Origin of the sequence: Paenibacillus sp. Soil724D2 (assembly GCF_001427935.1) — a bacterium.
Lineage (GTDB): Bacteria > Bacillota > Bacilli > Paenibacillales > NBRC-103111 > Paenibacillus_E.
In genome coordinates, this window is sequence record NZ_LMRY01000058.1 from 95,854 (window position 1) to 116,436 (window position 20,583).

At 44.7% G+C, this 20,583-nt stretch carries 23 protein-coding genes and 1 riboswitch; of the genes, 21 read left to right on the top strand and 2 right to left on the bottom strand.

Translation table 11 applies throughout. The features are described from left to right. The first annotated feature begins 76 nt into the window (after positions 1-76). The 13 genes from nusB (at position 77) to ASG85_RS32980 (ending at position 12,468) form a co-directional block, all read left to right on the top strand. The gene (nusB, locus tag ASG85_RS32920; protein ID WP_057306415.1) at positions 77-535 is read left to right on the top strand and encodes a transcription antitermination factor NusB; all 459 of its coding nucleotides are present in this window, start codon (positions 77-79) and stop codon (positions 533-535) included. A 74-nt stretch (positions 536-609) separates the two neighbouring features. Continuing rightward, positions 610-1,476 (top strand): bifunctional methylenetetrahydrofolate dehydrogenase/methenyltetrahydrofolate cyclohydrolase FolD, encoded by an 867-nt coding sequence (gene folD, locus ASG85_RS32925; RefSeq protein ID WP_057306414.1) that lies wholly within the window; start codon positions 610-612, stop codon positions 1,474-1,476. 8 nt (positions 1,477-1,484) lie between these two features. Further along, positions 1,485-2,855 carry an exodeoxyribonuclease VII large subunit gene (xseA, locus tag ASG85_RS32930; protein WP_060649040.1) on the top strand — a complete coding sequence of 457 codons (1,371 nt, stop codon included), beginning with the start codon at positions 1,485-1,487 and terminating at the stop codon, positions 2,853-2,855. Continuing rightward, entirely contained in the window at positions 2,842-3,096 is a 255-nt protein-coding gene (xseB, locus tag ASG85_RS32935; protein WP_057306412.1) for an exodeoxyribonuclease VII small subunit, read from the top strand. The genes xseA and xseB overlap by 14 nt, the downstream gene beginning before the upstream one ends. Before the next feature lie 49 nt (positions 3,097-3,145). Beyond that, complete coding sequence (locus tag ASG85_RS32940) at positions 3,146-4,003, top strand: polyprenyl synthetase family protein (RefSeq protein ID WP_060649118.1); 858 nt, start codon at positions 3,146-3,148, stop codon at positions 4,001-4,003. A gap of 118 nt (positions 4,004-4,121) precedes the next feature. Further along, positions 4,122-6,008, top strand: a complete 1,887-nt coding sequence (gene dxs, locus ASG85_RS32945) for a 1-deoxy-D-xylulose-5-phosphate synthase (protein WP_060649041.1) — start codon at positions 4,122-4,124, stop codon at positions 6,006-6,008. Positions 6,009-6,044: 36 nt separating this feature from the next. Continuing rightward, positions 6,045-6,878, top strand: a complete 834-nt coding sequence (locus ASG85_RS32950; RefSeq protein ID WP_060649042.1) for a TlyA family RNA methyltransferase — start codon at positions 6,045-6,047, stop codon at positions 6,876-6,878. Positions 6,879-7,064: 186 nt separating this feature from the next. Continuing rightward, entirely contained in the window at positions 7,065-7,517 is a 453-nt protein-coding gene (locus tag ASG85_RS32955; protein WP_057306408.1) for a hypothetical protein, read from the top strand. A 2-nt stretch (positions 7,518-7,519) separates the two neighbouring features. After that, on the top strand, positions 7,520-7,969 hold the full coding sequence (gene ahrC, locus ASG85_RS32960; protein ID WP_057306407.1) for a transcriptional regulator AhrC/ArgR: 450 nt from the start codon (positions 7,520-7,522) through the stop codon (positions 7,967-7,969). Positions 7,970-7,984: 15 nt separating this feature from the next. Then, positions 7,985-9,712 (top strand): DNA repair protein RecN, encoded by a 1,728-nt coding sequence (gene recN / locus ASG85_RS32965; protein ID WP_060649043.1) that lies wholly within the window; start codon positions 7,985-7,987, stop codon positions 9,710-9,712. 118 nt (positions 9,713-9,830) lie between these two features. Then, entirely contained in the window at positions 9,831-11,171 is a 1,341-nt protein-coding gene (gene spoIVB / locus ASG85_RS32970; protein ID WP_057306405.1) for a SpoIVB peptidase, read from the top strand. Positions 11,172-11,403: 232 nt separating this feature from the next. Beyond that, entirely contained in the window at positions 11,404-12,198 is a 795-nt protein-coding gene (gene spo0A / locus ASG85_RS32975) for a sporulation transcription factor Spo0A (protein ID WP_047673954.1), read from the top strand. Positions 12,199-12,237: 39 nt separating this feature from the next. After that, positions 12,238-12,468 carry a helix-turn-helix domain-containing protein gene (locus ASG85_RS32980; protein WP_060649044.1) on the top strand — a complete coding sequence of 77 codons (231 nt, stop codon included), beginning with the start codon at positions 12,238-12,240 and terminating at the stop codon, positions 12,466-12,468. 139 nt (positions 12,469-12,607) lie between these two features. On the opposite strand, the gene ASG85_RS38430 is transcribed toward ASG85_RS32980, so the two are convergent. Then, the gene (locus tag ASG85_RS38430) at positions 12,608-12,703 is read right to left on the bottom strand and encodes a YjcZ family sporulation protein (RefSeq protein WP_156390218.1); all 96 of its coding nucleotides are present in this window, start codon (positions 12,701-12,703) and stop codon (positions 12,608-12,610) included. 254 nt (positions 12,704-12,957) lie between these two features. Between ASG85_RS38430 and ASG85_RS32985 the strand changes: the two genes are divergently transcribed. The 3 genes from ASG85_RS32985 to ASG85_RS32995 all read left to right on the top strand — a co-directional run bounded on the left by ASG85_RS32985 (position 12,958) and on the right by ASG85_RS32995 (position 15,026). Next, positions 12,958-14,037, top strand: a complete 1,080-nt coding sequence (locus ASG85_RS32985; RefSeq protein WP_414858805.1) for an MBL fold metallo-hydrolase — start codon at positions 12,958-12,960, stop codon at positions 14,035-14,037. An 8-nt stretch (positions 14,038-14,045) separates the two neighbouring features. Then, positions 14,046-14,522 (top strand): SRPBCC family protein, encoded by a 477-nt coding sequence (locus tag ASG85_RS32990; RefSeq protein ID WP_057306403.1) that lies wholly within the window; start codon positions 14,046-14,048, stop codon positions 14,520-14,522. 78 nt (positions 14,523-14,600) lie between these two features. Further along, entirely contained in the window at positions 14,601-15,026 is a 426-nt protein-coding gene (locus ASG85_RS32995; protein ID WP_057306402.1) for a hypothetical protein, read from the top strand. 66 nt (positions 15,027-15,092) lie between these two features. Here ASG85_RS32995 and ASG85_RS33000 read toward each other — a convergent pair whose 3' ends face one another. Next, complete coding sequence (locus tag ASG85_RS33000) at positions 15,093-15,671, bottom strand: guanylate kinase (RefSeq protein ID WP_057306401.1); 579 nt, start codon at positions 15,669-15,671, stop codon at positions 15,093-15,095. Positions 15,672-15,834: 163 nt separating this feature from the next. On the opposite strand from ASG85_RS33000, the gene ASG85_RS33005 reads away from it, so the two are divergent. The 5 genes from ASG85_RS33005 to ASG85_RS33025 all read left to right on the top strand — a co-directional run bounded on the left by ASG85_RS33005 (position 15,835) and on the right by ASG85_RS33025 (position 20,578). Continuing rightward, positions 15,835-16,065, top strand: a complete 231-nt coding sequence (locus tag ASG85_RS33005; protein ID WP_057306400.1) for a hypothetical protein — start codon at positions 15,835-15,837, stop codon at positions 16,063-16,065. Positions 16,066-16,107: 42 nt separating this feature from the next. Then, a riboswitch (cobalamin riboswitch) is annotated at positions 16,108-16,309 on the top strand. 140 nt (positions 16,310-16,449) lie between these two features. Beyond that, a complete protein-coding gene (gene cobJ / locus ASG85_RS33010; RefSeq protein WP_057306399.1) occupies positions 16,450-18,144 on the top strand; it encodes a precorrin-3B C(17)-methyltransferase in 1,695 nt (564 codons plus the stop codon). Between the two features lie 18 nt (positions 18,145-18,162). Beyond that, positions 18,163-19,149, top strand: a complete 987-nt coding sequence (locus ASG85_RS33015; protein ID WP_057306398.1) for a sirohydrochlorin chelatase — start codon at positions 18,163-18,165, stop codon at positions 19,147-19,149. Then, positions 19,146-19,922 (top strand): precorrin-6A reductase, encoded by a 777-nt coding sequence (cobK, locus tag ASG85_RS33020; RefSeq protein ID WP_057306397.1) that lies wholly within the window; start codon positions 19,146-19,148, stop codon positions 19,920-19,922. Before ASG85_RS33015 ends, cobK begins: the two co-directional genes overlap by 4 nt. Before the next feature lie 5 nt (positions 19,923-19,927). Then, positions 19,928-20,578 carry a precorrin-8X methylmutase gene (locus ASG85_RS33025; protein WP_057307057.1) on the top strand — a complete coding sequence of 217 codons (651 nt, stop codon included), beginning with the start codon at positions 19,928-19,930 and terminating at the stop codon, positions 20,576-20,578. Positions 20,579-20,583: the final 5 nt, after the last annotated feature.

Below are 20,583 nucleotides of genomic sequence, written 5' to 3' on the forward strand. Positions count from 1 at the left end.
TAAAAAGAGTTTTTTAGGACGAATTACATCCATGATTGCTTAAGAAGTCAGTTTTCTAACTTTTAGGAGGACCACAATGAAACGCAGAGTTGCACGAGAAATTGCTGTACAAAGCCTTTACCAAATCCAGATGAATGAGGCTACACCTCAGGAAGCTGTCCAAATTGCGATTCATGAAGCAGAGCATGATAATGAAACAGAGTTGAATTTTTCCGGAGATAAAATTGACCCTCTATATATTGTTGAGCTCGTTGAGGGTACATACAGTAACAAAGTTAGAATTGATGAACTGCTTGAAGAGTACTTAAAAGGTTGGGCGATGGACAGGCTTTCACGAATTGATCGTGAAGTGCTGCGTTTGGCTGTGTATGAAATGCTGTACAGAGATGATGTTCCACCTAAAGTTGTCGTCAATGAGGCGATTGATTTGGCCAAGCATTATGGCACGGAAGAGTCAGGTAAGTTCGTTAACGGAGTACTTGGTAAAATGATTAAAGAAGTTGAAGATTTAAAGGGCAAAGTTACACCGTCCTAATTAACATTGATTATTCAACCATTTATATATAGCCATAGCAAACGTTTTTCACAAAACTCTTAGGGGGAAATAACATGTCTGCACAAGTTATTAATGGGAAAGAACTCGTGAGTTCCATCCGTGAGGAGATCAGGTCAGATGCGGCCGCGCTAACTGCGCAAGGCAACCAGCCTGGTCTTGTCGTTGTTATTGTGGGAGAAGATGCGGCTTCACAGGTATACGTAAGGAACAAAGCGAAAGCCTGTGATGATGTAGGGATTTATTCCGAAGTACATCGCTTACCGGAACATACAACGCAACAAGAGTTAATTGCTCTTATTCATAAATTTAATAGCGATAACCGAATTAACGGTATTCTTGTTCAATCACCGCTGCCTAAGCATATCAATGAAGAGGCTGTTGTAGATGAAATTGATCCGCTTAAGGACGTGGATTGTTTCCACCCCATTAATGTCGGTAACTTGATGATTGGCAAAGACGGCATGAAGCCATGTACACCGCATGGTGTTATCGAAATTCTAAAACGCACAGGAGTCGAAATAGCTGGTAAGCACGCTGTTGTTGTAGGAAGAAGCAATATCGTAGGCAAGCCAATGGCTATGCTGCTTCTGCGCGAGCACGCGACGGTATCTGTTGTGCACTCTCGTACTCCGAATATGGAGGAAATCACGAAACAAGCGGATATTCTTGTTGTAGCTGTCGGTAAAGCGAATTTAATTAAAGCTCATCACGTGAAGCCTGGTGCTGTCGTTATCGATGTGGGGATGAATCGTCCTGCTGATGGCAAACTGACAGGAGATGTTGATTTCGAAGCGGTTAAAGAGATTGCAAGTGCAATCACACCCGTACCCGGTTGCGTAGGTCCAATGACGATTACCATGCTGCTTCGCAACACCGTTGATGCAGCTAGCCGCGCAGCTAAAGCGAATGTGAGCGTTTAATCAGGAGTATGGCGAGAAACGAGACGAAGATCTTATCTGTCAAGGATTTGAACCGGTATATTAAACTCATGCTAGAGGGCGATTCCCGTCTGCAGGATGTTTGGGTTCGTGGGGAAATCTCTAATTTTACTCACCATTCCAGCGGTCATATGTATTTTACGATCAAGGATGCGGATGGCAGGCTCAAAAGCATCATGTTTGCTTCTCATAACCAGAAGCTCGGTTTTTTACCAAAAGAGGGAACGAAAGTGATCGCTCGCGGTAATATTTCCGTATATGAAAGAGACGGAGCGTATCAGTTCTATGTGACGGCGATGCAGCCGGATGGCATCGGCAGTTTGTATATGGCCTTCGAGCAGCTCAAGAAGAAGCTCGAAGGGGAAGGGCTGTTCGCGGCGGAGCGCAAGAAACCGATTCCTCGGTTTCCGCGCGCGATCGGCGTGATTACGTCTCCGACAGGAGCCGCTGTGCGTGATGTCATCATCACGCTGCAGCGCCGCTACCCGTCGGTCCAGATTCTCCTGTACCCTGTATTGGTACAGGGTGCGCAAGCGGCTCCTTCGATCGTCAAGGCGATCGAAGCGATGAACCGGCTCGGTGAAGCCGACGTGCTCATCGTGGGCCGCGGCGGCGGCTCGCTCGAGGAGCTCTGGGCGTTCAACGAGGAAGCCGTTGCGCGGGCTATCTGCGCCTCCGCGATTCCCGTCATCTCGGCCGTCGGCCACGAGACGGACTTCACGATCGCGGACTTCGTCGCCGATCTCAGAGCACCGACGCCTACGGCGGCGGCTGAGCTCGCGGTGCCGAACCACCTCGAGCTGAAGCAGCAGCTGTCGCAGCAATCGCAGCGGCTGCACTACGGGCTGCTCCAGCAGCTGCGCCGCAAGCAGGAGCGGCTGGAGCGCGCAAAGCGCTCCCCGTTCCTGACGAACCCCCGCAGGCAGCTGCTAATGCAGCCCGCGGAGCGGCTCGACCGGCTGGCGGAGCAGCTCGGTTACCGCATGCGCCAGCGCCTAACGCTGCTGGCGGAACGGCGATTGAAGCTGGAGCGCCGCTTATCCAGCTTCAATCCCAAAGAGCAGGCCGTGTCCGCAAGGCGGCGCTTGGATACTTCCAAGCGGCAGATGCTCACGGCCATGCAGACCCTCCTGCGTACGAAGAAGCAGGAGTGGCAGTCCGGCGTCCGTCATTTGGACGCCCTCAGCCCGCTGAAGGTCATGCAGCGGGGCTACAGTTTGGCGTATGACGAACAAGAGCAGGAGCTCATTCGTTCAGTGTCCCAAGTGAAGGTTGGAGATTTCGTTAAGATTCGTCTCAAGGACGGAAGGTTGAATTGTCAGGTATCGGGGATGGAGGAGAATAAAGATGTCTACGAGTGAAACGGAAGTTAGCTTTGAACTGGCCATTGAACAGCTGGAGCGCATAGTTGCCCAATTGGAAAGCGGCGATGTGCCTTTGGAGAAAGCCATTGAGCTATATCAGGAAGGCGTTCGGCTCTCCCATCTGTGCGGTGTGAAGCTTGAACAAGTGGAGAAGAAAATCGAGATGCTGGTTGAAGGTGAGTCGGGCACTGTTAGCAGGAAGCCTTTCCAACCTGTCTTAGAGGATAAGGGGAATTAGGTTGAATAAGACGTCTACCATTCATGAATATATAGCTTCCCATGCAGAAATGGTTGAAGCGGCTTTAATCCAAGCGCTGCCTGCAGCATGGGACGTTCCTGGTTCACTGCGTGAGTCCATGAACTACTCCTTAATGGCTGGAGGCAAGCGCATGCGCCCCATTCTGGTGCTAGCAGCAGCTGAAGTGCTGGGGGGTTCCCTAGAAGCAGCGATGCCTGTTGCTTTAGCCATAGAGATGGTTCATACATATTCCCTGGTTCATGACGATTTGCCAGCAATGGATAATGATGATTATCGCCGAGGCAAACTGACGAATCATAAAGTATATGGTGAGGCCATGGCCATTCTAGCTGGCGATGCATTACTGACTCATGCATTCTTCAGCATTACGCAGGCCCATAAAGGCCATGGCATTCCAGCTGAGCGTGTGCTCTCCATCACAGAAGAACTTGCCATTTATGCAGGGGCGAGAGGGATGGTTGGCGGTCAAGCTGCCGATATGCTCGGGGAGCAAGGCATTACAAAACTTGAAGAATTAGCTTTTATTCATATGCATAAGACGAGTGATCTCATTGTTTTCTCCTTGCGTGCCGGCGGTCATATTGCTGGAGCCACGGATGCGCAACTTCGTGCACTTAGTGAATTCGGCCATGCCATTGGTCTTGCTTTTCAAATTCAAGATGATATTTTGGATATTATCGGCGATGAGAAAAAGTTAGGTAAGCCAGTTAAGAGTGATGAGAAGCAGCAGAAGGTAACTTATCCCTTTTTCATCGGGATCGAAGCCTCGGAGCAGAAGGTTAAGGATTTAACGAATCAGGCCAAAGAAGCGCTACTTCGCGCACAGATTGCGCACCCAGAGAGGCTTCTTCAACTGGCGGATTACTTAATGCAGAGAGATCATTAATTCTTTATTGGGTGTATTATTCCCCTTGCGTTTTTGTCGTTTTACACGAAATACCCAATTTATGATATAATAGTGAAATCGATCTCAGTATTTTCACATTGAAAGTGAGGAAACAAGCGTGCTGCTCGAACAAATCAATCGGCCTGAGGACTTGAAGCGTTTATCCTTGACGGAGCTTGAGATTTTGGCTGGTGAAATCCGTCAATTTCTGATTGAGAAGCTGTCCGTTACAGGTGGACACTTGTCCTCCAATTTAGGTGTGGTTGAGCTCACCATTGCTTTACATACCTTGTTCCACAGCCCGTATGATAAATTTATTTTTGATGTGGGTCATCAAGCTTACGTACACAAAATTTTAACCGGTCGCAAAGATAAATTCGATACCCTGCGCAAGTACAAGGGGCTTTGTGGATTCGTGAAACGTTCAGAAAGTGAACACGACGTCTGGGAAGCCGGACATAGCAGTACTTCGCTGTCAGCCGCAATGGGAATGGCGATGGCCCGCGATTTGAAAGGTGAACATAATAAAGTTGTTGCCATTATTGGTGATGGGGCGATAACCGGTGGTATGGCGTTAGAAGCAATGAACCACATTGGTCATGAGAAGAAAAATATTATGGTCATTCTGAATGACAATGAAATGTCGATTGCGCCCAATGTCGGGGCTATTCATAATTATTTGAGCAAAATTCGTTCGGATCGTCATTATTTGAAGGCCAAAGAAGAAGTTGAACATTTACTTAAGAAAATTCCTGCCATCGGCGGCACCTTGGCCAAAACCGCGGAAAAGCTGAAGGACAGTCTGAAATATTTTGTGTTAAACGGTGTTTGGTTTGAGGAATTAGGGTTCACTTACATTGGGCCTGTAGATGGACATAATTTACCGGTATTGCTCGACACGCTTAAACAGGCCGAGAAAGTCAACGGTCCTGTACTTGTTCATGTCGTAACGACCAAAGGCAAAGGGTATACGCCTGCTGAACAGGATTCACACAGTTGGCATGGTCCAGGACCTTACAAGATTGAATCAGGTCAGGTGCTTAAATCCGTAGGTCCTCCTATGTATACAGAAATTTTCGGGAATACGTTAATCGAGCTTGCTGAGAAGGATTCCAGAATTGTTGCTGTTACTCCAGCTATGCCTGGAGGCTCTGGGTTACTGAAGTTCGCGAAGCAGTTCCCCGATCGGATGATTGACGTCGGGATTGCGGAGCAGCATGCGGCAACACTATGTGCAGGTCTTGCGAGTGAAGGCTTGAAACCCGTATTTGCGGTATATTCCACTTTTCTGCAGAGAGCTTACGACCAAGTCGTCCACGACATTTGCCGTCCTAAGCTGAATGTTACATTTGCTATTGACCGTGCAGGGTTCGTGGGTCCAGATGGCGAGACCCATCATGGTGCATACGACATTTCATTTCTACGATCGCTGCCGAACATGGTGCTTATGATGCCTAAGGACGAACGTGAGTTAAGAGATATGATGCAGACTGCTCTTGAGTACAATGATGGACCAATCGCATACCGCTATCCTAGAAATAGTGGGACGGGATCGAGTGTTGTTGAAGCGCCAAAAGCGATTCCAATCGGTACGTGGGAGACATTGCGTGACGGGGATTATGCGGCTGTACTTGCTGTTGGACCGATGGTGCAGATTGCGGAAGAGGCAGCCGAACAATTAGCTAAGGAAGGCATCAACCTTCGCGTTGTCAATGCTCGATTCATTAAACCGCTTGATGAAGCCTATTTACTTCAGCTAGCGAGTGAGTCTATTCCAATTATCACGATGGAGGAAGGTTCTATCCAAGGCGGACTTGGCAGCAGTGTAGTAGAATTCTACGCAGCCAAAGGGGTCGTTGGATTGCACGTTCAAATAATGGGGATCCCGGATTATTTCGTTGAGCATGGAAGCGTGAAGGAACAACGTGAAGAAGTTGGACTTACCACACAAAACTTAATCACGGAAGTGAAGAAGCTAGTGCCACGTAAACGACAACGAGCTTAGGCTATGGATGATAAGAATAGGAGTAACACAAACACAATGTCATCGGATAAAGAACGATTAGATCTATTGCTTCTTGAGCAAGGCTATTTCGAAAGCAGAGAAAAGGCAAAGGCCGCCATTATGGCAGGCCTTGTTTTTGCTGATGAAGAACCTGTAGATAAAGCAGGTATGAAGATCAGCCGGAAGGCTGTATTGAAAGTGAAAGGTGCGCTTCATCCTTATGTGAGTAGAGGCGGCCTTAAGTTAGAGAAGGCATTGAAACAATTTGATATTGATTTAAATGGAGCAGTTATGCTTGATATTGGAGCCTCGACAGGCGGATTTACAGACTGTGCTCTGCAAAATGGTGCTTCCTCTGTGTACGCCGTCGATGTTGGCTATAATCAATTGGACTGGTCGCTTCGTAATGATGAACGTGTTCATGTTATGGAGAGAACGAATTTCCGCTATACGAAAATGGAAGATTTGAACGGTCCACGACCTACATTTGCAAGCATTGATGTATCTTTCATTTCGCTGCGTATTATTTTACCGCCACTGAAAGAGATCTTGTTAGATCAGGGGCATGTGGTTGCCCTCATTAAACCTCAGTTCGAGGCAGGTAGAGAGAAAGTAGGCAAATCCGGTGTTGTACGCGATCCAGATGTTCATGTGGATGTGCTGAGCACTGTGTTAAATTTTGCAGAAGAGTTAGGCTTTCGCTTGAAAGGGCTGACATACTCACCAATCACAGGAGGGGAAGGGAATATTGAATTCCTTGCCTATTGGTCTAGTGATTCTGATGACGTTGCTTCTCTTGCTGACGCTTCATCCCTGAAAGAATTGATTGCAGTGACGGTCAAAGAAGCACAGAAATTGCATGGCAAATAAACTCATCTTTGAGAACGCCTTTTTGCGGCCCAGAGATGGGTTTTTTCAGTAGATTGGAAAGTATCCTTGCTTTGCATCTACCTTGATAAACGCACTCGTCCATAATGAACGATGGAGTCATTTATCCTTGCTTCAAAAAAAGGATTTTCCGGGTAAATCCGCGAATACTATGGCGAGGTGAGGGACATGGAACAAGGCGATGTTAAAGTCATTTTGTTAATCCTGATCATAGTTGTAGGCATTATCTTTTGGCGATTCCAAAGGTGGCTAGACGGACCGAATAAGAAAAGAAGAAGGATTCCTAGACACTCAGAAATACCGCAGGATGAAGTCGTGGAGCTGCTTGAAGGAGCAGGTTTCGATGTGCTTGCCGGAAAAACCAAAATTCCCATCACCATGAAGGTCAACGAAAGAGAACAGCTGGAAAGCCGGTTATTCATCGACTACTTTGCCCAGAAAGAAGAACAAATTTACCTCGTAAAAGTAGCGAAGGAACGTAAACCGCTTGAAATGACAGGAAGCGCTGTTCGCGATATGCTTCTAGCCTATAGTCTGATTTATCCAGAAGCTGACGGTGTGCTTTATGTGGATATGGCACTAAACAAAATTAAAAAAATCACATTTCATATAGAGGTGTAAGGATGAAAGGTCAAAGGCATGTAAAAATCAGAGAGATTATTACGAACCACGAGATTGAGACGCAGGATGAATTGGTGGAGACTCTTCGGGCTGCTGGCTTTCATGTCACTCAGGCGACAGTCTCACGCGATATCAAAGAGCTTCATCTGATTAAGGTTCCCTTGGATGATGGCAGATATAAGTACTCCATGCCCGCGGATCAGCGATTTAATCCGATGCAAAGACTGCGTAGAGCATTGAGTGACCATTTTGTTAGCATTGACCATACCGACAATCTTGTCGTGATGAAATGTTTGCCAGGCACAGCCAACACGATTTGCGCACTTATTGATAATCTAGAGTGGAACGGTGTCATGGGAACGATTTGCGGAGATGATACCATTCTTGTGATTTGCCGCGGCAAAGAGAACAGCCTCACTTTTGTGAATGATGTCATGTCATTACTATCTTAATTTCAGGAGGAGCACATGCTTACAGAACTTTCGATTCGTAATTTGGCTGTTATTGAACATGTACATATTCGTTTCAAAGCTGGTTTTCATGTCCTAACAGGAGAAACAGGCGCAGGTAAATCGATTATTATCGATGCTTTAACACTCATAGTTGGTGGTAGAGGATCTTCGGAGTTGGTACGTTACGGTGCAGACAAAGCAGAAATAGAAGCAATGTTTGAATTACCATCCACGCATCCGGTTTGGCATACGCTTACAGAACTCGGCATAAGTGCGGATGCCGGTGAGCATTTGCTCATTCGAAGAGAAATTACGGCAACTGGTAAAAGCTCCAGCCGAATTAATGGCCAGCTTGTTAACTTGACAATGCTTCGTAAAACGGGTGAGTGGCTGGTTAATATTCATGGTCAGCATGAGCATCAATCCCTGCTGAATGTAGATGAACACATTCATTCTCTTGATTTATTTGGTGATTCTGAAGTTGAGGCTGCAAAGAAAAACTATCAATCTAGCTTTGATCAATATATGAAGCTGCAAAAAGAGCTGAGAGAGCTTCAAGAAACAAGTAAACAAGCGCTTCAAATGCTAGATTTATATCGTTTTCAAATCGATGAAATTTCGGCTGCAAAGCTCAAAATGGGGGAAGATGAGACCTTAATCGAAGAGAAGCGAAAACTGGCTAATGCGGAGAAATTATTTCAAAGCTCTTCCGAGGCCTATGATTTCCTCTATGCGACGAATCGTGGATTAGATGCTGCCGGAAAGGCGGTTTCCAGATTGCAGGATATTGTACAACTTGATCCAACGAAGCTAAGTCCTCTTCTCGAGCAGGCGCAATCCGCTTATTATCAGATGGAAGACGCAGCTTATCAATTGCGGGACTATCGAGATGGCATCGAGTTTAATCCGTCGCGTTTGGATTTTATTGAGCAAAGATTAGATATGATCACGTCTCTAAGGCGAAAATATGGAGAGAATATTAAAGAAATACTCGGTTATTTGGATAAAATAAAAAGTGAAGTCGATACCATTGAAAATAAAGATGAGCATATTCGCAAATTAGAAGACAAGCTTGCGGCCGAAGAAAAGCAGTTGGGCGAGGCGGCTTTAGATCTTTCCAATTTGCGCAAAGGGATAGCAGAACAGCTAGCAAATCAAATTGAGCATGAACTTCGCGATCTGCAGATGGAACGCACACAGTTCCGAGTAAAAGTAGAGCAAACACTTGATGAACGCGGCATTCTTGTTGAAGGAAACAAAGTGCGTTACTCACGGCAAGGAATTGATCAAATTGAGTTTCTCATGGCACCCAATCCTGGAGAGCCTTTACGCGGTCTTAGTAAAATTGCTTCTGGCGGAGAGCTTTCTCGTATTATGCTCGCGATGAAAACTATATTTGCACGCATTGATCAAATTCCTGTCCTTGTTTTCGACGAAGTTGATACAGGTGTGAGTGGCCGCGCGGCGCAAGCTATTGCAGAAAAAATGTCCGTTTTGTCAACAAACTGCCAAGTTTTCTCGATTACGCACTTACCTCAAGTGGCAAGCTTCGCTGATGTACATTTCTATATCCGGAAAGAAGTGGATCAAGAACGTACGTTTACACGTGTTCAAGATATGCCTGATTCTGGACGAATTGAGGAATTAGCGAGAATGCTTGGCGGAGTCGAAGTGACGGAAACCACCCTGCATCATGCTGGGGAAATGCTTACCATGGCAAGAAATAAGAAAGCAAGGGCATGAAAGTATAGATAGTCAGCATTTTCAGTTATAAAACGGGGAGAGTGGGGTTAACTTAAAGGTACGCATTTGACGACACCCATCGTCAGGGCTCAAGGAAGTGTGAAGGAGCGTGAAGATATTGCAATCCAGCAAAAGAAAAAGATTGTTCGGACTCCTGCTCGTCTTCTTCGTTTGTATGGTAAGTTTGTCTCCGCCTTTTCAAAGCTTTGCCTCCTTCCCTCAGGAACTTCGCTTATTCAGCGGTCAGGGGAAGCAGCTCCAACTAACAATGCCGGTCAACGCCCAAGTCACGGTAAAAGATACGGATATTGTAAAGGTTAACGGCAATGCCAAGCACTCATTTCAAGTTAATTTGAAAGAACCCATCTCTTTGCAATCCGATCACTCTGGGCAAACAGAAATGAAGCTCAAGCTGTTCGGTGCAATCCCCATCAAGACAGTTAAAGTCAATGTAGTGCCGGATTTGAAAGTCATCCCAGGTGGTCAAACGATCGGTGTGAAAATTAAGTCTGCCGGTATTTTGGTCGTAGGTCATCATTTAGTAACTGTTGCCCAAGACCAAAAAGTTTCACCTGGTGAAGAAGCAAAAATTCAAGTAGGTGATTTAATTACTAAAATCAATGGCAAAGATTCCAAGGATGTTAGTAAGGTTGCTGATCTTGTAGCCAAATCCGGAGAAAGCAAAACACCGTTGGAGCTAAAAATCCTTCGTAACAATGAAGAGATTATTGTGAAGCTGCAGCCTGTCTATGACGTCGTAGATAAGTCGTATCGCTTGGGCCTGTACATTCGAGATTCAGCTGCGGGTGTTGGTACTCTAACCTTCTACGCACCAGATCAAGGCGTGTACGGGGCACTGGGACATGTTATCACGGATATGGATACCCAAACGCCAATCATCGTTGGTGACGGCGATATTGTGTACTCAAATGTAACCTCTATTTCTAAAAGTCACAATGGAGATCCCGGTGAGAAACATGCTACCTTGTACAAAGATAGTAAAGTTATTGGTAATATCGAAAGGAACACGGCATTCGGTATTTTTGGAAAAATGTATGCTGCTCCTGACCACAGCTTGGATAAAGAAGCCATACCTGTTGCTTTTGCTGAAGAAGTGAAAGAAGGGCCTGCTCAAATTTATACGGTCGTGGAAGGACAGAAGGTTGAGAAATTTGACATTCAAGTTGTCCATGTATCCAAACAAGAAATTCCAGGAACAAAAGGTATGGTGATTAAAATCACTGATCCACGGTTGTTAGATAAAACAGGCGGTATTGTTCAAGGGATGAGCGGCAGCCCAATTATCCAGAATGGCAAGTTAATTGGAGCCGTCACACACGTATTCGTGAATGATCCTACAAGTGGCTACGGTTGTTTCATAGAATGGATGCTTCAGGACTCGGGTATAATCCTTAGACCTTCATCAGGAGCTTCGTACAAAGAATCAAAGGCGAGCTAAAAGCCTTTGATTCTTTATTTTATTTTAACCTCATTCTACAAGGAAAACGCGGCTTTATGTGAATTTGTCGAAAAATGTTGGAAATAGAAGATAAATATATTATTATATAAGAAAGTGAAATAAAAGAAAAGAAAAATAATATTCGACAGAAGGAATTTAAGTTGGGGTGTCGAATACCTTTACTTAAGAGAGAATTACCAACTTGTATGAGTAGCTAAAGGAGGATTTTAAGTTGCAAAAAATTCAGGTGTTACTGGCAGATGATAATCGTGAGTTTACCCATTTATTATCAGAGTTCATTGGTGAGCAAGAGGATATGGAAATTGTAGGAGTGGCGTACAACGGTAACGAAGTTCTTCGTTTTCTTGAACAACAACGTGAATTGCCGGATGTACTCATTTTAGATATTATTATGCCTCACTTGGATGGCCTGGGTGTACTTGAAAAAATGCGTGAGATGAATCTTCCCACACAACCGAAAATCATCATGCTAACCGCTTTTGGGCAAGAAAATATCACTCAAAAAGCTGTGCAACTTGGAGCCTCTTACTACATTCTTAAGCCTTTTGATATGGAAACGTTAACGAATCGTATTCGCCAGCTTGTTGGCAACAATCAAGCATCTGCAACAACTTCAACGTCGCGTGCAAATATTGTACATATGCCTAAAGGTAAAAACTTAGATGCTAATATCACTAGCATCATACATGAAATCGGCGTTCCTGCGCATATTAAAGGATATCAATATCTTCGCGAAGCGATTACTATGGTTTATAACAATATCGAAATCCTTGGCGCGATCACCAAAACTTTGTACCCAGCTATTGCTGAGAAGTACAAGACTACGCCTAGCCGCGTTGAACGGGCTATCCGACACGCGATTGAAGTCGCTTGGACGCGCGGCAACATTGACAGCATTAGCTTTATTTTTGGCTATACGATTAATATCTCGAAATCAAAGCCGACGAATAGTGAATTCATCGCGATGGTTGCCGATAAGCTTCGTATCGAGCATAAGGTTTCTTGAGAGGGTTAGAATCTTTGTAATGTTTCGGAGGGCATCAGAATGAAATATGAGCTCGGTCGCTGCCTACTTAGTGAGCGATTACTTGAGTCCAACATGACTATCGGTGAACTGGCTCGAACATTGTTCTACAAGCCAGAGCGGATTACCGACTTTGTTGAAAACAAAAGAATCATGCCGCTTAAGTCTGCTATATCTATCACTGACACCCTAGGGTGTGATGTGAATGATTTGTATGAATTGGTTACGATCGAGTCTAATATTTTGAATTGATGGCTGTAATCCTATATATCAAAAAGCGGGCGCTCTTATCCAGAGCGTTCTTTTTAGTTTATTTTAGACTTAAAATGAAGAAGGGAATGTTAAAAAGACTACCTATGAGTATAGGTAGCCCTTCTATATTGATTTCTAATTACCAAACAAATGCGCTAGTGATGATAACCAGCAAAATAAACAGTACCAAGATTGCTGCTGGAGAAGTATAACCTACGCCAGTTCCACAACTCATCCGAATCAACCTCCAACTGATATTGGTTTGTGTTTCAAGATAGCTTATGACTATTTTTGAGGAAAGTTTGGGCGAATCGAATGATTGTGCTATTGTCCCTACTCTTGAAAAAAATCCGATTGGAGGTTGTTAATCAATTCTTGGAACCTCACGATGCGGATTTACGTTAATACATCTAGTCGATTATTTTCATTAGAAATTAAAAGACTATTCCAATAAGTTTAAGCTTGGAGGCGGCATAGAAGTTGTTATTTATATTGACGAGTATCGTAGTGGGAATTGTGTGCGTTATTGTTCTATTTATGAATGTTTACCCTGTTTTTGGACGGAAACCATCGAAGGAGAAGACTCTGGCTTTCTCTCGATCCTCTCAATATTTGAATGGGAAATTCGAAAATCCAGTTCCTACCATGATGAATATGGGCTTCAAGAATACAGTGGGGATCTTGCTCGATTTTGCTAAAAGCAGTCCTAATCGACGTCCCAATACGCAATTAGTTATGGGAGCCCCCGATTTGACCAAGGATCTGGAAACAAAAGTGACCTGGTTTGGTCATTCGGCTTCCTTACTAACGATCGATGGGAAAGCCCTCTTATTAGATCCCATGTTCGGGAAAGCTCCTTCTCCGTTTCCATGGTTAGGGAAGGGAAGATATAGCGGTGGATTGCCTTTTGAAATTGAGCAGCTGCCTGTGATTGATGCCGTCATTTTGTCACATGACCATTATGATCATTTGGATTATGGAACGATCATGAAAATTAAGCATAAAGTGAACAAGTTTTTAGTCCCGCTTGGGGTTAGTGGTCATCTGATCAGATGGGGTGTCCAGCCAGAGAAGATCGAAGAGTATGATTGGTGGGATGAGTTAACGTTTGAAGGTTTAACGTTAGCCTGTACGCCAGCTATACACTTTTCGGGGAGAAGCATGACGGATCGCGGTGCTACCCTATGGTGCTCGTGGGTGATCAAAGGAAAGCAGTCCAGCATTTTCTTCAGCGGTGATAGTGGGTATTCCTCTCATTTCAAAGAAATTGGACTTAAATATGGTCCGTTCGATCTTACTTTGATGGAGTGCGGTCAATACGATGATCGCTGGTCTGATATTCATATGATGCCAGAAGAAACGGTTCAAGCCCATATGGATGTGAAAGGGAAGCTGATGATACCGATACATTGGGGGGCATTCACGCTGGCCTTGCATGATTGGACAGATCCGGTAGAACGTGCCACAAGGGCAGCGCATGTTAACAAAGTGTCAATTGTCACACCAAAAATAGGTCAAACTGTTACCGTGAACGCCGCGGATTACCCGATAGAAGCTTGGTGGGAGTAGAGGAATCAATGCCAACTATACGACAGGAGTTACTTATTCATGCACCTATCGAGGTTTGTTTTGATTTGGCAAGGAGTATAGATATCCATGCGAAATCGACCTCCCATACGAAGGAACGAGCAATAGCAGGCAGGACTCAGGGATTGATTGAGCATGGAGAAACAGTGACTTGGGAAGCTTATCATTTAGGTATTAAGCAGCAGTTGACTGCCCAGATTACTGAGATGGAGAAGCCGAATTATTTTGTAGATGAAATGGTAAAAGGGGCATTCAAGCGATTTCATCATACACATGAATTTGTTACTGTAGATCAAGGTACATTGATGGTAGACACGTTCGATTACACATCGCCTTTTGGAGGATTGGGGAAGATTGTTGATCACTTGTTTCTAGCAAAGTATATGACTCAATTTCTTAAAATGCGCAATAACTATGTGAAGAAAATTGCTGAAGAGATAGCCCAGTCTACAAGGTCTGTTAGGTAAGAACTGGATAGTAAGACTCCCACATGTTATTATGGATAAGGCTGGTAGGTCGAAGTGATCAGGAGAGAAGAAGAATCTATGGTTGAACAAAAAAGTGAACGAAAATTCCATTTTCTGGGTGTGCTGCTTGGTATAGCGGTCGATAACTTAGGGACTTTGATATCGACTACGTTAATTGGCGGTATATATTTTGCTAATCGCCCGGTGGATGAGCAAGATGTAAGTGTTATATATTCGAATGTAGGCCTATTACTCTTGCTTTTGGTAGTTGGTTTGTTCTGGTCGTTTCTTGGCGGATACATCGCCGCTAAGGTTGCGAAGCGTGCCGAATACTTCAATGCAGCCATTATTGGCGTCATCGGCGCTGCAATCGGATTTGATTCTATGTTAACGAATCATAGCATTCCATTATGGTATGAGTTGATTGGTTTTGTCGTCATCGTACCGGTTTCACTGTTAGGTGGATTTGTGGCCTTGAAGAGGAAAAAAGCCCCATTAAAATGAATGTAGGATCGTAAAAAAGAGACTCGGTGATGTCGATCACCGGGTCTCTTGGCGTTATTAGCACATTTAACTAGTTGTAGTTGGCATGTGAGCGAGCATGGTTGCCTTTACTTTGTCGATCGTTTCTTGTAAATTCATATTCTCAAAAACATGCTCACAATCTTTGCGGTAGGAGACTTCCTCTATGTAGTGGTTCATGTAGTGGTCTATGACGTCCGTTGGCGTGTTTCGAGCAAGCATGCGTTCCATGATCGTTTGTTTGTTGACATAGATGAACAAGCGGATTGCTCTTTCTCCAAATGTATACTTGAAACGGTTAGCTGCATAACGATTCACAATGACATAGATAAGTCCGTCTTTGCGAAGCGCTTCATCGATGTCCGCTTTCTTAATCCCATAGAAATTCCCATCAATTTCAGCAGTTTGAAAAAATTCACCTGCAATGTCACAATCGATGAAAACTTTGCGTGAGATGAAATTATAATCTTTCCCGTTGACTTCTTTGGGTCTAGGTGTTCGAGTTGTGTAGGAGACGACAGATGAGAAACCAAGTTCTTTGGCAATGTGATGGGCAATTGTTTTACGACCGGAACCGCTTGTGCCAGTAAATACAAACACCAATCCATTCGTTTCATGACTGCTCATATCAATTCCTCCTTCATATAATGAAAGCGATATCTTGATAGATTCATTATAGTACGAAAATTCTGAAAATTAAAGAAATACTTTCTCGTTTGATAGGAATCAAAGGGTTAAAATACGCTATAATAGATAGCATCACGTCGTTTAAATGGAAAGGAATCTAACAATGCCTAAATATGCGAATTTGAGTGCGGAAGCAACGGAATTTTTACGTCAAAAAACCGGAAGCAGTCACTTAGAGTGTTATACCTATATTGACCCGGAGCGTGGAGAGGATAGTTTTTTTATCGTTAAAACGATCAACAAGGTCATTCAAGTTTCTTTTGCCGAAATGACCTATGATCCAAGCAGTTACCAGAGTTTGATGGAAGGACTCTACCGGGCCATCTATGAATAAATACGTGACAACCCTATCGATAGATGGTAGGATGATCGTAATTGCATATCAATGGAATTAGGTGCCATATATCCTTTCGGATTTATGGTTAAAAGGGAAGACCGGTGAAATACCGGCACGGACCCGCCACTGTAAAAATCGCCGTTATTACGGTAACTCCTTGCAACATGCCACTGGGTAACAACCTGGGAAGGTGCAAGGGGATGATTAAGTCAGGAGACCTGCCTAATTCAACAACACAATAACCCTACGAGGAATTAGGGAGTGTTAGAGAGCGGTTACTTCTGGTTTTATTAACTGTAGTAATTTACCAAGCATTTCTAACATGACTTATGTTAGGGATGCTTTTTTTGTTTGTGTAATTATGGGAAAGGGTGATACAAATTGTCAGGAAAACTGCTCATTATCGGCTTTGGGCCGGGGAGTTTTGAACATATTACGAAGCGTGCACGGGAAGCGATTCAGGAAAGTGAAGTTATCATCGGATATAACACCTATGTGGATCTTATCGCAGGTCTGTTAACTGAACAGCAAGTAGTTCGAACAGGTATGACAGAAGAAGTGAGTCGTGCGCAAGAGGCTGTGCGGCAAGCCAAGCAGGGTAAGAAAGTTGCCGTTATTTCCAGTGGAGACGCCGGCGTGTATGGGATGGCCGGTCTTGTCTATGAGGTATTGATGGAACAAGGCTGGACCCGTGAGGATGGCGTCCAAGTGGAAGTGATTCCTGGCATTTCAGCTGTTCATTCGGCTGGATCTCTGCTAGGTGCTCCAATTATGCATGATTCATGCACTATAAGCTTAAGTGATCATCTTACGCCCTGGGAGCTGATCGCGAAGCGGGTCGAGGCAGCGGGGATGGCGGATTTCGTTATTGCCCTCTATAATCCGCGAAGCGGTAGACGGACTAGACAAATCGTTGAGACTCAGCGCATACTCCTAAAGCATCGTTCTCCTTTAACACCTGTTGGGATTGTCAAAAGTGCTTATCGAGATCGCGAGCATGTTGTTGTGACGACGCTTGCCGATATGCTGAATCACGATATTGGTATGTTAACAACCATTATTATTGGTAATTCTGCAACTAAACTGTATGAAGGTCTCATGATTACACCACGCGGTTATCAGCGGAAATACACATTAGGGGCTGAAACACAGCCGCTTAAACCACATCAAAGGTTGAAATCCGAGGCGGAGCCGTGGGCTTTGGAACAATTGGATGAGCAGGATTGGGATGAATCCATGGAGGACTTCGATGAAGATGATGAACTCATGGATGATGAGGTTACTGAAAGTAAAGAACCGTCCCTGCTGAAATCATCGCCGAATTTGTCACCTAGCAACTCCTTACAACTTGCAATGGAAGCCTTGCAGCTAGTATCCAAAGGGACTGAAGTGGTGCCTTTTGAATTTGACAATAAGCTGACTGCGACCCAATCGATCTTTGAGTTTGCCGTAAGCCCAGGTATTGCGAATAAAAAGTTAACAGCAGCCCAACTGTGTGCTTTAGGCGAGATTGTTGGAGATCGTGGAGATATTGAGTACTCACCGCATCATCAATTGATTGTTCGTGTGCAAACCAATAACCCTAAGCAGATTACCTCCGAACTAAGTGTGCTTGGATTATTGTTATCTCCGATTGGTGATGTTGCCCAAATTAAAGCATGCGACTTTTGTAATTTGGAAAAAGGTGAATCTATTCCTTATGCGGAAGCCATTCATAATCGAATTGGTAATCTAGAGGTGCCAAAAGAGCTGAAAATTGGGTTCAATGGATGTGGTATGGCTTGTTATGGGGCGGTTCAGCAAGATATCGGCATTGTTTACCGCAAAGAGAAATTTGATCTATTTCTTGGCGGAAAAACAGTAGGTCGAAATGCACATGCGGCTCAGCCTGTTGCAGAAGGAATTGATCCTGAGGAGCTTGTTGGATTAGTTGGCAGAATCGTGGAACGTTACCAAAAAGAAGGACACCCGAACGAACGGTTTCATAAATATTTCAAGCGTGTTAAAGAAATTGAAGGTTACCGCCATCAAGAAATGGTAGGTTTCGTCATCGAGAATGCCATTTGCGGCGATTAGAATTAGGAGGAATAAAAGATGAATGCTGTTTTATTTGTGGGTCATGGGAGTCGGGAAGAAGGCGGGAATGAGGAAGTTCGCCTCTTTGTTTCAGAAATTGCGAGTAAGATGCAAGAGCAAATTGTGGAGACATGTTTCTTGGAATTTGTTCAACCAACGATTATGCAAGGAATTGATCGCTGTGTAGAGCTAGGGGCTACTCATATTGTGGTCATTCCGATTATCTTATTTGCGGCTGGACATGCGAAAATTCATATTCCGTCTTCTATCGATGATGCGAAATTAAAATATCCTTTTGTGAAATTTACATACGGTAGACCTATTGGGGTACACGAACAAATTCTGGATATTTTATCCTCTAGGGTAGAAGATCTCGGAGTTCAATTGAAAGAGGACTTAGGTGAAACAGCTTTACTTATTGTTGGACGTGGAAGCAGTGATGCAGATGCGAATAGCGATCTGTTTAAAATCTCTCGTTTATTCTGGGAGAAGCTTCAGGTGAAATGGGTGGAAACAGCCTTTATCGGAGTTACAGCACCTCTGATGGATGCTGGGATTGAGCGATGTTTACTGCTCGGAGCGAAGAAGGTAATCATTTTGCCATATTTCCTGTTCACAGGCGTTTTGATTGGGCGCATGGAACAATTGGTTCAAGGGTATCGCGAAACATATCCAGATAAACAATTCCAGATGGCACCTTATTTTGGCTTCCATCCGCTGCTGCAAGAGATTCTGATTGGACGCGCGCAGGAGGCGCTTCAGGATGAAGTGAAGATGAACTGCGACATGTGCCAATATCGACTAGAGGCAATGAAGCATATTGATCATCATCACCATCATGATCATGACGATCATCACCATCACGATCACACTCACGACCACGATCATCATGACCATGAGCATAAACACGACCACGACCACGACCACGATCACGAGCATCACGAGAATCACGAGAATCACGAGCATGATCATGACCATGCTCATTCAAGAGGTGACAAACGATGATTCTCGTTCTTGCAGGTACGAGTGACGCTAGGGAGCTGGCGTTAGGAATTCGAGCAGCAGGATACGCTGTGCTCACAACAGTTGTGACCGAGAGCGCAGCAAAGAGCATGGAGGCGGAAGGGCTTCCGGTACTTACTGGTCGCCTAACCGCGGAAGACATGAACCAGCTAGTTCAAGATAAAGGTTTACGCGTGGTTGTTGATGCAACCCACCCTTTTGCGGAGGAAGCGTCGAAGAATGCAATGGCGGCGGCTAAGCTGGCGGCAGTACCTTATGTTCGTTTCGAACGTCAAAGCTTGTCCATCGAGCAAAGTGCACTTGTTACGACGGTTGATGATTATAAACAGGCTGCAGAGCTAGCGGCTGAGAAGCGTGGCAGCATTATGCTGACAACCGGCAGCAAAACATTGAAGATTTTTGCTGATCGCCTAATTGGGCTTCCCGATACGAGGCTCATTGCGCGGATGCTTCCACGCCAAGATAATATGGAGAAATGCGAAGAACTGGGTATTGAGCAGAAAAATATTGTGGCCATGCAGGGCCCTTTTTCCAAAGAGTTAAATAAAGCTCTTTATGACCATTACAAAGTTACCTTGATGATAACGAAAGAAAGCGGGAAAGTCGGAGCTGTGGATGAGAAGCTCGAAGCAGCACTCGAAATGGGGATTCCGAGTATTGTCATAGGTAGACCGGAACTTGAATATGGAACTCTTTATTCAGACTTTCAAGGCGTTATTCAATTTATAAACGATAGCATTCATAAGGAGGGCTAAATATGATGGATTTTCATACGGAATTCAAACCATTAACCGTACAACCGCAAGAAATTGAAGAGAAAAGCTTTGAGATGATTACAGAGGAATTGGGCGAGCATCCGTTTACCCCGGAGCAATATCCCGTTGTACAGCGTGTGATTCATGCTTCAGCGGATTTTGAATTAGGACGCAGTCTTGTTTTTCATCCGAGAGCAATCGAAGCAGGTATTGCAGCTATTCGAGCTGGTAAAATCGTTGTGGCTGACGTTCAGATGGTGCAAGTCGGCATTAGTAAACCGCGTATTGAGCAATTCGGCGGCGATGTCAGAGTGTATATCTCGGATAAGGATGTCATGGAGGAAGCCAAGCGTCTGAACACGACACGTGCGATTATTTCGATTCGCAAAGCAATTAAGGAAGCAGATGGAGCTATTTATGCCATTGGGAACGCACCGACAGCCCTGCTGGAGCTGATTCGACTCGTCAAAGAAGGAATCGCGAAGCCGGGGCTCATCGTCGGTGTGCCTGTTGGATTTGTTTCCGCAGCGGAATCGAAGGATGAACTGGCCAAACTGGACATTCCGTTCATCACGAACATTGGCCGCAAAGGCGGCAGTCCCGTTGCCGTCGCAGCCGTCAACGCGCTGTCCATCATGGCGGCGCGTAAGGAGTAGCGCCT

Coding starts and splice junctions, on each gene's coding strand:
- ASG85_RS32990 (WP_057306403.1), top strand. CDS start 14,046: ATGCCAACTATACGACAGGAGTTACTTATTCATGCACCTATCGAGGTT.
- ASG85_RS38430 (WP_156390218.1), bottom strand. CDS start 12,703: ATGAGTTGTGGAACTGGCGTAGGTTATACTTCTCCAGCAGCAATCTTG.
- cobK (WP_057306397.1), top strand. CDS start 19,146: ATGATTCTCGTTCTTGCAGGTACGAGTGACGCTAGGGAGCTGGCGTTA.
- nusB (WP_057306415.1), top strand. CDS start 77: ATGAAACGCAGAGTTGCACGAGAAATTGCTGTACAAAGCCTTTACCAA.
- folD (WP_057306414.1), top strand. CDS start 610: ATGTCTGCACAAGTTATTAATGGGAAAGAACTCGTGAGTTCCATCCGT.
- ASG85_RS33005 (WP_057306400.1), top strand. CDS start 15,835: ATGCCTAAATATGCGAATTTGAGTGCGGAAGCAACGGAATTTTTACGT.
- ASG85_RS33015 (WP_057306398.1), top strand. CDS start 18,163: ATGAATGCTGTTTTATTTGTGGGTCATGGGAGTCGGGAAGAAGGCGGG.
- ASG85_RS32940 (WP_060649118.1), top strand. CDS start 3,146: ATGGTTGAAGCGGCTTTAATCCAAGCGCTGCCTGCAGCATGGGACGTT.
- xseA (WP_060649040.1), top strand. CDS start 1,485: ATGGCGAGAAACGAGACGAAGATCTTATCTGTCAAGGATTTGAACCGG.
- ASG85_RS33000 (WP_057306401.1), bottom strand. CDS start 15,671: ATGAGCAGTCATGAAACGAATGGATTGGTGTTTGTATTTACTGGCACA.
- ASG85_RS33025 (WP_057307057.1), top strand. CDS start 19,928: ATGGATTTTCATACGGAATTCAAACCATTAACCGTACAACCGCAAGAA.
- ASG85_RS32980 (WP_060649044.1), top strand. CDS start 12,238: ATGAAATATGAGCTCGGTCGCTGCCTACTTAGTGAGCGATTACTTGAG.
- xseB (WP_057306412.1), top strand. CDS start 2,842: ATGTCTACGAGTGAAACGGAAGTTAGCTTTGAACTGGCCATTGAACAG.
- ahrC (WP_057306407.1), top strand. CDS start 7,520: ATGAAAGGTCAAAGGCATGTAAAAATCAGAGAGATTATTACGAACCAC.
- recN (WP_060649043.1), top strand. CDS start 7,985: ATGCTTACAGAACTTTCGATTCGTAATTTGGCTGTTATTGAACATGTA.
- ASG85_RS32995 (WP_057306402.1), top strand. CDS start 14,601: ATGGTTGAACAAAAAAGTGAACGAAAATTCCATTTTCTGGGTGTGCTG.
- ASG85_RS32950 (WP_060649042.1), top strand. CDS start 6,045: ATGTCATCGGATAAAGAACGATTAGATCTATTGCTTCTTGAGCAAGGC.
- ASG85_RS32955 (WP_057306408.1), top strand. CDS start 7,065: ATGGAACAAGGCGATGTTAAAGTCATTTTGTTAATCCTGATCATAGTT.